Source organism: Mucilaginibacter gossypiicola (assembly GCF_900110105.1).
In the GTDB taxonomy this organism is placed as follows: domain Bacteria; phylum Bacteroidota; class Bacteroidia; order Sphingobacteriales; family Sphingobacteriaceae; genus Mucilaginibacter; species Mucilaginibacter gossypiicola.
This window is the reverse complement of the sequence record NZ_FOCL01000001.1, coordinates 584283-598100: the sequence shown is the minus strand read 5'-3', so window position 1 is coordinate 598100 and position 13818 is coordinate 584283. Positions and strand designations below refer to the sequence as shown.

The following is a 13818-nucleotide window of genomic DNA, read 5'->3' as shown; positions in this document are numbered from 1 at the left end:
GTTAGTGTGAGCCCGTAAGATAAAACTTTTTAAAAAAATATAAAAAGTTTTGATGTGTAAAATATTAGTTCGTTTGTTCGATGATCTGAACTTACTATTGGAATTTAGTAGATTCCCATAATTCGTTAATCTAACCTCATAACAACTCCACAACATTCATGTATTATTTTGAAGCGGATAAGTTGCCGTGAGGACACGGCAACTGGGGGATTTTAAAGCAAAAAAGCGACAAGTGTAGTTACCTGTTGCTTTTTTAAAGCCTCTCCCTTTAGGGGAGGGTTTGGGTGGGGTTCAACTTATGCTGTCACCACATGCTCTTTGGCAGCCAGGTAACGTTCAGCGTCAATAGCCGCCATACAGCCGGTACCTGCTGCTGTTACAGCCTGGCGGTAAATGTGGTCCTGAGCATCGCCTGCACAAAATACACCTTCAACGTTGGTTTCAGTTGAGCCAGGGCGGGTGATGATGTAGCCTGTTTCATCCATATGTAACCAGCCTTTAAAAATATCGGTATTAGGATGATGGCCAATTGCTACGAAAAAGCCTGTAACGTCAAGATCAGTCTCGGCGTTAGTTTGGTTATTGATCACTTTAACACCGGTAACACTTTGACCGTCGCCTAAAATCTCTTTGGTTTCTGTATTATATAAAATTTCGATATTCGGGGTGTTCAATACACGATGAACCATTGCTTTTGAAGCGCGGAACTCATCCCTGCGAACGATCATATATACCTTGCGGGCTAATTTTGCTAAGTAAGTAGCTTCTTCGGCTGCGGTATCACCAGCGCCTACGATAGCTACATCCTGGCCTTTAAAAAAGAAGCCATCGCAAACAGCACAGGCAGAAACACCAAAGCCGCTGTATTTTTGTTCAGATTCCAGGCCAAGCCATTTGGCCGAAGCGCCTGTAGATATAATTACGGTATCGGCAGTGATGGTTTTTACGTCATCAACCACAACTTTATGTGGCAAACTTGAAAAATCAACAGAGCTAACATATCCGAAACGGATTTCAGTACCTAAGCGTTCGGCTTGTTTACGGAAATCTTCCATCAGTTCAGGGCCCATGATGCCCTGCGGATAACCCGGGAAGTTTTCAACTTCGGTAGTTTGTGTAAGTTGGCCGCCTGCCAGTAAGCCGGTATACATAACTGGTTTAAGATCAGCGCGGGAAGCATATATAGCTGCAGTATAACCTGCAGGACCAGAGCCTATGATGAGGCATTTTACGTGTTCAGTTTCTTGAGACATTTTATTATAAATGAGTTGCGAATTTACGATTTTAAGCGCATAAGGCAAAGCGCATATCGTCAACAAAGTGACATCATTTGCCCGTATTTGCCGTTAGCACCCGCATTACATTTCCGCCCAATATTTTATCGATGTCTTTTTGACTATAGCCTAATTTTAGCAACTCAGCTGTTATTTTAGGATAGTCAGCAACGTTGTCCAAACCGAGGGGGTATGATTCGGCACCATCAAAATCCGAGCCTATACCTACATAATCAACGCCTATGAGCTTTACTATGTAATTGATATGTTTGATCAACAACTCAAGCGGTGGCCTCAATTTGTCTGATTCGGCTTTGTACATAGCATTTATCCGGATATTGGCCAGATCGACATCATGGTAAACCTTTGTCAACGAGTCGAGCTCTGTTTTGTGCAGTGCCAGAAACTTAAGTACTTTGGGGGTATACGTACTATCTACAAAACCGCTGTAAAAATTAACGCATACCACGCCGCCATTTTTGGCAAGTGCTTTTAGTTGCTCATCTTTTAAATTACGACGGTTAGGATCAATACTGTAGGCGCAGCTATGGGAAGCAATAACTGGTTTTGTAGTAGTTTCAAGCACATCATAAAAGGTACGCTCGCCCACGTGCGATACATCAACCATAACGCCAAGCTCATTCAGGTGTTTAACAATCTGCTTACCATAGTCGGTAAGCCCTAAATGTTTCAAACTATCTTTTTTGGTAACCTCGTCACGCGCCGAAGTTGCCCATGAGGTACTGTTATTCCAGGTTAAGGTAAGATAGCGCATCCCTCGTTTGGCAAGGCTATCGATATAATCCATCCTGTCCTCAATCATGTGACCTCCTTCAACACCAATCAATGCCGCCAGCTTTTTATCCGCAACTGCTTTTTGAAGTTCTTTGGTATTGCGTACTAAAGTTATTTTATCAGGATTACGTTTGATGAGCGCATACAACGAATCTATTTCCCGGTTTGCAAAAGCAAAGGCAGTCCCTTTACCATAACTTTCGCCGCACCAGATAGAAAAGATCTGCGCATCAAGTCCGCCTTCTTTAGCACGAACCAAATCAAAATTCCCTTCGTTTTGCCGTTTGCCTAAATCAGTTTTGGTTATCAGCTCGTTTGAAATAACATCGTTATGCGTATCAATTAAAATAGCCTTTTGATGGATTTGCTGAGCGTTTTGGGCAGATAATTTCAACGCGAGCAATAACGGGAATAATAACAGCGATCTTTTCATAATTGGAAGATAGGGAAATTGATTGCTGGTTCGGCTAATTTTTTGATTTCGGTGATTTTGACTACCCGCCTTTCACTATAAAAATGATAATTGCTGCAACTAATAACGTTAACCCAATTAAAACGAAGGCAAATGGGACACTTTTTGAAGAAGCGTCATTTAATGTAAATAGCGAATTATCGGTGCGATCATAAACCACATTTACTGAATCACCCTCTTTATATGAGTATCTGCTGATACCGATATTGTGTTTTTTTGTTATCAATTCGTTTTGCAATGTTCGATAACTAATTACCGGATAATTTAATACCGTCGAATCTTTATTGCTCCTTTCGCGTTCAATACTTATAACCGTACCGTTAACTTGTATACCCCTTTTAATAAGTTTTTTATGATCATTATATAGCATGGCGCCAGACAAACTAAATACTGCTCCTATAACTCCCAATATTACAGCAGTTACAGTAGGATTATTGGCAAAATGGGTGTTATATAATAAGAGATCAACAATCATGGTTAAGGTTATTGGTTAAAGCGTAGAGTTTATTAACTCTACGTTCAATATGTAATATTAACTTATAATTTCCAGGTCGCTTAACTGGTTATTGATAAACTCCATTTCTTCTCCGTTGATATGGATATTGATAGCCTTGGCATTCTGGATAGATTGCTCAGCATTACGGGCGCCAACCAATGCAACGGTTATACCCGGGTGATTGATCGTCCAGCGGATAACCAATTGCCCTAAAGTGGCACCTTTTTCATCGGCCAATGGTTTTATTTTGGCAAGGAAAGCGTTGGTACGTTCAATATTTTGATCTTTAAAATACTTAACGCCTGCACGGTGGTCGCCTTCGCCGAAATTTTGGCCGGGTTTCATTTTGCCGGTTAGCAAACCGCGTTCAAGCGGGCTATAAGCTAATATTGCTTTCCTGTTCTCGATACAGTAAGGAATTAACTCATCTTCAATAGCGCGGTTAACCATACTAAACGGAACCTGGTTTGCAGCCAGTTTAATAGTTTTGGCAGCGATATTCATTTGACTTACATCGTAATTACAAACACCGGCTTCGCGAATTTTACCCTGTTCCTTCAGCCGTAAAATAGCTTCCATGGTTTCATCTATGGGCGTGGTTTTGTCCGACCAATGAATCTGGTACAGGTCAATATAATCGGTGCCAAGGCGCTTAAGACTATTTTCACACTCGGTAATAATACTGTCTTTACCGGCATATCGATATACATCAATATCCTTCCCGCTGTTGTCTTTACTTTTAAAAAAGAACTCGCCTTTTGCAAGGTCCCAGCGTAAGCCGTATTTAGTTAGTATCTGTACCTTATCGCGGGGGAGGTCTTTTATGGCTTTGCCAACAAGTTCTTCGCTTTTACCCTGTCCGTAAACAGGGGCTGTATCAATTGAGGTTATGCCAAGGTCGTAGGCAGCAAGCATGGCATCGATAGCTTCCTGATCATCATTACCGCCCCACATCCAGCCGCCTGCAGCCCATGCACCAAAAGTTATTGCCGATACGCTTAGTTTACTTTCGCCTAATCTTCTGTATTCCATTTTTAAAAGTAGATTGATGTATGCGTCAAATATATTTATTTAAACATTATTTGAAAGGGGGGGATGAGCTATAGCTTATGAAAGTATGGTTTTAAAATATTCTCATAAAATAGCTCGAATAGAATCTGCACATCTGAAATTTGCACACCTGCATATTTAAAAAATCACCACATTTGTAAATAGCACAACCACCTATATAAAATATGTATTTTTTATATCCTGCTTTTTTATTTGCGTTGCTGACCCTGGCCATCCCGGTTGTGATCCATCTCTTCAATTTTCGTAAATACAAAAAAGTATACTTTAGTAATGTACAGTTTTTGAAAGAGGTGCAGGAACAGCAGGCCTCACGCCGTAATTTAAAGGAACGCTTGATCCTGGCGTCACGCTTACTTGCTTTACTGTTCCTGGTTCTTGCATTTGCCCGTCCGTATATACCAGGTACCCATAATGCAAACGCCGCCAAACAGCAGGTGATCAGCATTTTTGTGGACAATTCCTACTCCATGGAAACCCTTAACCGGGAAGGTTCATTGCTTGATGAAGCTAAACGCCGCGCAAAAGAAATTGCCTCTGCTTATAGTATCAACGACCGCTTTCAATTGCTCACACAGGATTTTGAAGGTAAACATCAACGCTTGCTGAGCCGTGATGAATTTAACGATGCCGTTGATGCGGTTAAGGTGAGCTCGCAAAGCCGAAGCCTGCAACAGGTGATCAGCAGGCAGGACAACTTATTGGAAAATCAGATAGGTTCCACCAAATCGGTATTCATCATTTCAGATTTTCAAAAAGGAAAGAATGATAAACCCATAAAGTCTGATAGCGATATAGCTGTAAACCTTGTTCAGCTCAAAGCCGGGAATCTGCCCAATGTTGCAGTTGATTCGGCCTGGTTGCTTAGTGCAGTACATCGCCCGACCGAAAGTGAGAAACTGGTTGTTCGTCTGCATAACTATGCTACTGAAAAAGCAGAAAAGATTCCTCTTAAAATATCGATCAATGGTGCGCAGAAAGCGATTGGTAGTTTCAGCATCAACGCCCACGAAGTTCAAAACGACACATTGTCTTTTTCGGGTTTAAAACCCGGATGGCAACGTGGCGAAATTCAGTTACAGGATAATCCGGTTACCTTCGACAACCAATTTTACTTTAGTTTTAATGTAAAACAGCAAATGCCGGTTTTGCTGATAGACGGCGGGACGGCAAATCCTTATTTGAAAGCAGTTTTTGCTTCAGATGCTTTCTTTGCTTCAACCCGCGTAACAGACGGTGGTGTTGACTATGCTGCGCTTAATAATTACCCTATAGTAATTATCAGCGATGTTAAAACTATCGCTACCGGGCTGGCGCAACAGCTGAGAACGTATGTGACAAAAGGAGGGACACTGGTTGTATTTCCGTCGGTAGATGCTGATCTTGCTAATTACAAATCCTTTTTATTAGCCCTAAATACCGGATATCCTGAAAAGATGGTCACCCAGGATGTAAAAGTGGCTTCCATTAACAGGCAGAGCCCGGTTTTTAAGAACGTGTTTGAAAGCTTTCCTCAAAATCCAGATCTGCCATTTGTTAAAAAATACTATCAACTAAGTAAAAGTGGTGTTAAACACGAAAGTTTGATGGACCTTGCTACCGGTGAAGCTTTTTGGGAGGGTTACAGCAGCGGGAAAGGGAATGTTTTCATGTGTGCTGTACCTCTTAATGAAGATTTTAGCAACCTGCCCCGGCATGCTTTGTTTGTGCCAATACTTTTCAGGATGGCATTATTAAGCGGGCATGACCAGCCCCTGTTTTATACCCTTGGTACCGATGAGAATTTTGAGGTGCCTCCGGTGCAAACCACCGAAAAGCAATTGCTAAAACTCACCAAAGGCAATCAAACCATTATCCCTGATGTAAGGCAGCAGGAGGGGAGTACGCTGTTATATGTTTCCGACCAATTAAATGAACCTGGAATTTATTCGCTTAGGAAGCAGGATAGTACGCTGGCAACACTTGCTTTTAATGACAGCCGGGCCGAGTCAGACATGCGTTATTTTACAGCGGCCGATCTCGAAAAAATACTGCCAAATGCAAAGCCCTTATTAACAGCAGGAAACGGTTCGTTAAAAAGTGTTGTTGCCGAATCAAATTTTGGCACACAATTATGGAAACTTTGTATAATTTTGGCGCTGATCTTCCTGCTTGCAGAAATATTGTTAATCAGATTTTACAAGCCTGATCAACAGCGTGTTATTCAGGCGGGATAGATCGATACAAATCCACACATAAAGCAGTGCTAATGAATTTGCTTATCAAATCAGCCACTATTCTTGATCCCGGATCATCCTTTCATCAACAAGTTGCCGATATTTTAATTGAAAATGGTGTTATCACCCGCATAGCCGACGACATTGATGCCGACACCGAACTATTTGATGCCGAAGGTAAATATGTTTCGCCCGGTTTTTTCGATCTTAACTGTAATGTAGGCGAGCTGGGCCTTGAAACCAAGGAAGACCTTCGCTCCGGTACAATAGCTGCGGCAGCCGGAGGTTTTACTGGCATAGCATTAATGCCTAATACTCAACCGCCGGTGCATTCCAAGTCGGAAGTTGAATACCTGTTGAATCGTTCAAAAGGTAACCTGGTTGATGTTTATCCCCTGGGTACTATATCTCAAAAACGTGAAGGAAAAGACCTTGCAGAAATGTACGATATGTACCAAAGCGGCGCCAAAGCTTTTACCGATGGTAGTCGGCCGGTACAGGATGCCGGTTTAATGGAAAGAGCTTTGCTGTATGCACAGGGCTTTGATGCATTGGTTTTCTCTTACCCGGAAGATACTGCAATAGCCGGTAAAGCGAAAGTTAATGAGGGCGAGATCAGCACGCTGCTGGGCATGAAGGGCATTCCTTCATTGGCAGAAGAACTGATGGTTGCCCGTGATCTTTATCTTGCAGAGTACACCGTATCACGCATCCATTTTACAACCATATCAACGGCCCGTTCGGTCGAACTGATCCGTGAAGCCAAGCGCAAAGGTATCGAAGTTACCTGCGATGTTGCCGCGCATCATTTAGTGTTGACTGATGAAGCTCTTTTAGGTTTCGACAGCTTGTATAAAGTTAAACCGCCATTACGTACTGCCGATGATGTTGCGGCGCTTGTAAAAGGTTTAAAAGATGGCACCATCGACGCTATTGTATCGCAACATACCCCGCACGAAATTGAATTTAAAGATGTGGAGTTTGAGGTTGCCGAATACGGTATGGTGGGTTTGCAAACGGCGTTCTCCCTGGCTTTAAAAGCCGGCTTACCTGCTGAACTTATAGTTGAAAAACTGGCCATCAATCCCCGCGAAATACTTGGGGTTGAACTGCCTGTTATCGCCGAAAATGAAAAGGCAAACCTGGTAATTTTTGACACTGACGCAGAATGGGAATACGCTCCATCTGTTAACAAATCTAAATCTGCAAACTCTCCTTACATTGGGCAGCTTTTAAAAGGTAAAGTATTGTTAACTTACAACAATCAACAAATATTTAAATAACATACCTATGATCGATCCTAAAATAGAAAACGCCTTTATAGCAGCGCTTGAAGCCTTTTCAAAATACAACAGCTACGACGCAACCCAGTTAACCGACGAGTTTGCTGATGTTTTTGCCTCCGACGAAGATTTCTTATCTAAAGTGGATGAATTGGATGCGGTTTTTGATGAAAACCCGGAGGTTGAGGAACTTCGCGAAATCTTCTTCGACCTGTTGATGATCAACTTCTTTAGTGCTGATGTTAAAAAGCTGGAAGAAGATTATCTTGATACACCGGAGTGGGAGAGTATTGAAGAAGAAACCCTTGACCGTGGTACCGAACTCCTTAATCTTTTACTGTACCTTAACGAGTGCGAAGACGAAGATATTGAACCAGAGCTTGAAGATTACCTGAAGGAATTTTTACTGGTTGATGAAGATGAGTTCCAGGACGAGTACCGCATTTATGAGCCTGTAATTGCCAACCAAATCCTGATTGAAAGCCCGGTATCTGAGATCAGCAAGGTGGCAACAACACTTCCTGAAGATTCGGAGCTGAAAGAGTTGTTTTACCCAATGATGTGCTTTTTCCAGAATATAGATCCTTCTGATGAAGAGATAAAAGAAATTGCCGACAATGCCATCAACAAGGAATTTGATATGGCAGTTTTAGAAATCCTGGTTAATTTTCAATAATACAAGTAGCGTTTAAGTAATATAAACCAACAAATGAGTCAAGAAACAGATAAAGAGATAAAGAAGCAAGGATTGATTAAAGGAGTTTTCTTAGGGCTGGTAATATCGGCCATAAGCATTATCTATTTTTATTTTATGGTTACAGCCGCTAAATCAGCAGTGATAATCACTTTTGGCTCAATGGTGTTTTCATATCTGCTGCCTTTAACCGCTGCAGCTTTGTTTTCACTAAGCCTCCGAAAAAAAATAGGTGGATTATGGACGATGAGACAGGCAGGAACCGGGATTTTTATAATGTTTTTTGTTTCGTACATAATGGTTTTTATTATTAAAGACCAGGTTTTTGCCAAAGTAATTGAGCCCAATATGGTTCAAAAAACGGAAACAGCTATGGTTAACGCCCTTAACAAACTGAAAGATGAAACCACAAAACCAGAGGAAAAGAAAGAAGCTGATGCTAAAATAGTGGAAATGAAAAAAGCTTTCGATGCCGAAAAAACTGTTACCATCGGGCAGCAAATTCAATCGTTAGGGATTAGCATTATATTTCTGTTTGTTCTGTCGATAATTTTTGCTGCATTTTTTAAGCGAGAACCTGTTGGGTCAGCCTCTTGAAAATGAGCTGGTTAAACCAATAATAAAAGAGGCCTTTCAAATTCTGAAAGGCCTCTTTTATTATATAAACTCCCTGGGGTTAAAATAAAGATGTACATGATATAGTATTATTAGTTAATTTTAACTAAACACTAAACACTTGTATCATGGAAGTAAAAAAAGCGAGTCCATCGCAACCGGCCCTGAAATGGGCATTGATAAATCTGATAGCTTCGATAGTTATAACTTACGCATTCCAGTTCCTGGATCTCGATCCAAACTCGTCTCTTAAATATCTTAGTTTCCTGCCTTTTCTGGCGTTCCTGTTTCTTACTCAAAAGGAATATAAAGATCAGCTTGGCGGTTACCTTACCTACGGCGAAGGCTTTTTGTCGGGCTTTCTGTATGCTATTTTTACCGGCGTATTCATAGCTATATTTACATATGTATACTACACCATGCTAAGTCCGGATATGGTTACTAAAATTATGGATGCATCACAGAAAAAGATGACCGAAGACGGCAAACTAAGCCAGGATCAAATAGATGCGGCTATGAATATGACCCGTAAATATTTTGCAGTTTTTGCTGTAGTAGGCGTTGTTTTTATTTACATCCTGTTCGGTACAATTGTAAGCCTCATATCGGCAGCGATATTCAAAAACGAACGATCTCCGTTTGATACTGTATCTGATAATTATGAAAGTCCAAAGCCAACCGATCCAACAGTATAAAGTAAGCTGAAAGCAGAATGCACAAAGCTTAAAGCTAATCTTCTAATTGGTACAGCTATTCAATTAGTTGATAAATTCATATAAAAAAGAAGGCCTTTCAACTAATGAAAGGCCTTCTTTTTTATATGCTTCAGAGGTTATTTATCTCTAACCAACAATCTCTATTTCTTCATTACCAACTTTACAATATCGTTACCAAACACAAACACCATCAAGGTAACTAATATTACAAAGCCTACAATTTGCGCACGCTCAAGGAATTTATCGCTTAACGGTTTGCCTTTAATCATTTCTATGATCAGGAAAACCGCATGACCGCCATCAAGGGCAGGAATAGGTAACAGGTTCATCAGCGCCAATACCATTGACAGGAAGCCTACCAGTGTCCAAAAGTGGCCCCAATCAATAGTACCACCAAACAGGTTGGCTATAGCTACTGGTCCGCTTACTGCTTTGCCGGGGTTAACATCACCCTTGAAAATCTTGCCGATACCTTTGGCATTATCCCTGAAAGTTCCCCATGCTCTTTGTGCTCCTATAGGAAAAGCCTCAAAAAAACCGTACTTTATTGTTTTAATATCCGGGAAATCGCTTTTTGCACGGTAAAAGCCCAATTTACCTTCTGGCGTAACCTGTGCTTTCAATGTAACCAGCTCATGGTTGCGTTTTATGCCCAATTCAACTTGTTTGCCTTTATTGGCCGATAGTTGAGCCTGCAATTCGTCCCAAAATACAATTGGATGATTGTTGGCCATCACAATGCTGTCGCCTTTTTTCAAACCTGCTTTTACAGCGTTGCTGCCCGGCTCCAATGAATCAACAATGAACTTAGCACGGGGCAGGCGGCTAATGAAGCCTTCTATGTCGTGATCGTTCAAATCGTTAAGGATCGTACGCGGGATACTGATCTGCAAAGTTTGCGTGCCGCGCAACACGGTAAATACAGTATTATCCAATAGTACCTGCGGACTGGTAAGATCGTCAAAACGTTCAAATGGTTTACCATTTATAGCAACAACCTTGTCGCCAATTTGAAGGCCTATTTTTTTACCTACTTCGCCTGGTACAATACCGTATTTTGCCGCAGAATTAGGGATATAGCTATCGCCCAAACGCATGGTTAACACCCAAAATATCAGGATCCCGAGTATAACATTTACCGTAACACCGCCAAGCATCACAATAAGGCGCTGCCAGGCCGGTTTCGAACGAAATTCCCAGGGTTGCGGCGGACCAGCCATTTGCTCAGTATCCATCGACTCATCAATCATACCGGCAATTTTAACATAGCCACCCAAGGGTAACCAGCCAATACCGTACTCAACGCCTTTATATGTAAATTTAAACAGGCTCACGTTCCAGGCATCAAAAAACAGGTAGAATTTTTCTACCTTAATGCCAAAGGCCCGTGCTGCCAGGAAATGCCCCAGTTCATGCAGGATTATCAAAATTGAAAGGCCCAGTATAAGCTGGCCCACCATGATCACTATACTCATTATCTATATCTATGTAATATTAAAATTGTAATGTTTTTGAAGGTAGTTGTTGTATATAATTTTGCGCAAAGATGCGTGTTTCTTTGTCAGTATTCAAATAGTCAGTTAGCGTTGGGTTTGCAATAAAATTAATTTTTTGCATGCACTCTTCAATGATACCGCTCATGGTTAAAAAGCCAATTTTACGATCAAGGAAGCCTGCAACCGCTACCTCATTTGCCGCGTTTATGATGCAAGGCATGTTACCTCCCTGTTTTAAAGCAGCATACGCCAAACTTAGATTACGGAAAGTTTCCATATCCGGTTTTTCAAAAGTAAGATTAGGGTAATCGGTAAAATTGAAACGCTTAAAATTTGTTTCTATCCGGTTAGGATAGGTGAGGGCATACTGTATAGGCAGCTTCATATCGGGCAAACCTAATTGAGCCTTAATTGATCCATCCCTGAACTGTACAAGCGAGTGAATAATAGATTGCGGATGAACTACTACTTCAATCTGATCTGCTTCAACATCAAACAACCATTTGGCTTCGATAACTTCAAGCCCCTTGTTCATAAGGGATGCTGAGTCGATAGTTATTTTGGCACCCATCACCCAGTTTGGATGTTTAAGCGCATCTTCGCGGGTAACATTTGCTAAGAAATCCAGACCGCGGCCGCGAAATGGCCCGCCAGAAGCCGTGATGATCAGCTTTTCTATTGATTTATAGTCCTCGCCAACAAGGCTTTGAAATATTGCTGAGTGTTCAGAATCTACCGGTAAAATTTGAACTTCATGTTGTTTCGCCAATGCTGTTATGATATCGCCGGCAACAACTAATGTTTCTTTGTTGGCAAGGGCAATGTCTTTCCCTGCTTTAATAGCGGCAATTGTTGGTTCCAGACCGGCAAAGCCCACCATAGCAGTCAGCACAACTGCAATTTCGGGGTGGGTTACAGCGTCAATGATAGCCTGATGACCGGCAAGCACCTGTATTGGTAAGTGCGCCAAAGCCTCTTTAACTTCCTGGTATTTACTTTGATCGCAGATAATGGCATATTCGGGCACAAATTCAATAGCCTGGCTAATAAGCAAATCGGCATTGGAATGTGCTGTGAGCAAAAACGCCCTGAATAAATTGCTGTTCCACCTTATTACATCAAGTGTTTGTGTACCGATGCTGCCTGTTGAGCCAAGGATGGCAATGTTTTTTATTTGGTTACTCAAGTATCTTTATTTTATAAAACTCTTTAATCCTTCGGCAATCTTCCTGTCGTTTGATAGCCGTGGTACTTTGTTTTGCCCGCCAAGTTTACCTTCTGCCCGCATGTAATTGATAAAGGCATCTTTTTGCAGGCTTTGGATTACCAAAGGTTGCAAAATGTTACCTTCAATCAGGTCAAAATAGTAAATATTTTTATTCTGCAACGCCTTATCCACTTTTATGGCGAAAGCCTGAAGATCGGCCGGGGCTGTGCCGAATTCGATAAACCATTCGTGGTAAGGCAATTGTCCTGCCGGCGGGTTAACCTGAGGCGCAACTGTAAATTCAACTACGTCGATACCTTCTTCTTTAGCCACGCTCATCAAGGCATACTCTACTTCTTCGCCTATAACATGTTCGCCAAAAGCAGATATGTAATGCTTAATACGACCGGTTACGATAATACGATACGGATCTTTCGAAATAAATTTAACAGTATCACCTATGCTATATCCCCATAAACCTGCGCTGGTATTCATGATGAGCGCATAGTTTTTGTTCAGCTCTACATCTTTAATGTTGATGCGGGTTGGATTTTCGTTAAAATACTCGTCAGATGGAATGAATTCGTAAAAGATTCCTGAATCAACCAACAATAAAAGCCCTTTTTCTTTCTGCGAGTCCTGAAACGCAATAAAGCCTTCGGAAGCAGGGTAGGTTTCTATCGAATCGATCTTAAAGCCAATGCTCTCTTCTATACGAGCGCGGTAAGGTTCGTAATTGACACCGCCGTAAACATAAAGCTTAAAGTTTGGGAATATGTCTTTTATTTTTTTTCCTCCTGCTTTGGCCGAAAGCCTGTCGAAATACATCTGGCACCAGGGTGGGATCCCGCTGATGAGGCGCATATCTTCATTAAAGGTTTCGTCTACAATGGCATCAACTTTTTGCTCCCAATCTTCAATGCAATTGGTTTCGTAGGCCGGTAACCTGTTTTTTTGCAGATAACCCGGAACGTGATGCGCTACTATACCCGAAAGCCTGCCCGTTGAGATACCATGCTTTTCGGCTAAGATCGGGCTGCCCTGCAGGAATATTAATTTGCCATCTACAAAATCAGCATTACCCGTTTCATGTATATAGCTTAACAAGGCATTTCGAGCAGCTTTGATATGCTCGGGCATGCTTTCTTTGGAGATGGGAATATATTTTACGCCCGATGTTGTGCCTGATGTTTTAGCAAGGTAAGCAGGTTTGCCCGGCCATAGTACATCCTCTTCGCCATTAACCACTCGGTCGATATAGGGGCGAAGGTCTTCATAATCATGTACAGGCACCAATCGCTTAAAATCCTCGTAGTTATTGATCTTTTCAAACTGATGATCTTTACCGAAACTGGTGTTTTTGGCTGCATGTACCAGATCTGTAAACGCCCTTTGTTGAAATGAAACCGCGTTTTTACGCAGTTTATCTAATTCCCGATTAACAAAGGCAGCAAATACTTTACTTAAAGCAGATTTAAGTCCCATT

The 13818-nt window shown here is 41.6% G+C and carries 12 protein-coding genes; 5 read left to right on the top strand and 7 right to left on the bottom strand.

The features are described from left to right. Positions 1-296 precede the first annotated feature (296 nt). From trxB to BMX50_RS02365, 4 genes are all read right to left on the bottom strand, one after another. Complete coding sequence (gene trxB / locus BMX50_RS02380; RefSeq protein ID WP_090526227.1) at positions 297-1253, bottom strand: thioredoxin-disulfide reductase; 957 nt, start codon at positions 1251-1253, stop codon at positions 297-299. 73 nt (positions 1254-1326) lie between these two features. Further along, complete coding sequence (locus BMX50_RS02375; RefSeq protein ID WP_091207122.1) at positions 1327-2502, bottom strand: dipeptidase; 1176 nt, start codon at positions 2500-2502, stop codon at positions 1327-1329. Positions 2503-2563: 61 nt separating this feature from the next. Continuing rightward, positions 2564-3016, bottom strand: a complete 453-nt coding sequence (locus BMX50_RS02370) for a DUF3592 domain-containing protein (RefSeq protein WP_091207119.1) — start codon at positions 3014-3016, stop codon at positions 2564-2566. 57 nt (positions 3017-3073) lie between these two features. Next, on the bottom strand, positions 3074-4069 hold the full coding sequence (locus BMX50_RS02365; protein WP_091207116.1) for an aldo/keto reductase: 996 nt from the start codon (positions 4067-4069) through the stop codon (positions 3074-3076). A gap of 203 nt (positions 4070-4272) precedes the next feature. Between BMX50_RS02365 and BMX50_RS02360 the strand changes: the two genes are divergently transcribed. From BMX50_RS02360 to BMX50_RS02340, 5 genes are all read left to right on the top strand, one after another. Continuing rightward, positions 4273-6321, top strand: a complete 2049-nt coding sequence (locus BMX50_RS02360; RefSeq protein ID WP_091207113.1) for a BatA domain-containing protein — start codon at positions 4273-4275, stop codon at positions 6319-6321. Between the two features lie 32 nt (positions 6322-6353). Continuing rightward, entirely contained in the window at positions 6354-7604 is a 1251-nt protein-coding gene (locus BMX50_RS02355) for a dihydroorotase (RefSeq protein WP_091207110.1), read from the top strand. Positions 7605-7611: 7 nt separating this feature from the next. After that, positions 7612-8280, top strand: coding sequence for a hypothetical protein (locus tag BMX50_RS02350; RefSeq protein WP_091207108.1), 669 nt, complete (start codon positions 7612-7614; stop codon positions 8278-8280). Between the two features lie 33 nt (positions 8281-8313). Then, the gene (locus BMX50_RS02345) at positions 8314-8895 is read left to right on the top strand and encodes a DUF4199 domain-containing protein (protein ID WP_091207106.1); all 582 of its coding nucleotides are present in this window, start codon (positions 8314-8316) and stop codon (positions 8893-8895) included. A 146-nt stretch (positions 8896-9041) separates the two neighbouring features. After that, a complete protein-coding gene (locus tag BMX50_RS02340; protein WP_091207103.1) occupies positions 9042-9608 on the top strand; it encodes a DUF4199 domain-containing protein in 567 nt (188 codons plus the stop codon). A 161-nt stretch (positions 9609-9769) separates the two neighbouring features. On the opposite strand, the gene rseP is transcribed toward BMX50_RS02340, so the two are convergent. The 3 genes from rseP to BMX50_RS02325 are packed head-to-tail and all read right to left on the bottom strand — an operon-like array spanning position 9770 to position 13817. Beyond that, positions 9770-11104: an RIP metalloprotease RseP gene (gene rseP, locus BMX50_RS02335; RefSeq protein ID WP_091207100.1), complete on the bottom strand. Its 1335-nt coding sequence runs from the start codon at positions 11102-11104 to the stop codon at positions 9770-9772. A 19-nt stretch (positions 11105-11123) separates the two neighbouring features. Further along, positions 11124-12311 (bottom strand): 1-deoxy-D-xylulose-5-phosphate reductoisomerase, encoded by a 1188-nt coding sequence (locus BMX50_RS02330; RefSeq protein WP_244280814.1) that lies wholly within the window; start codon positions 12309-12311, stop codon positions 11124-11126. Between the two features lie 6 nt (positions 12312-12317). Then, on the bottom strand, positions 12318-13817 hold the full coding sequence (locus tag BMX50_RS02325; protein ID WP_091207097.1) for a GH3 auxin-responsive promoter family protein: 1500 nt from the start codon (positions 13815-13817) through the stop codon (positions 12318-12320). Between the last annotated feature and the right edge of the window lies 1 nt (position 13818).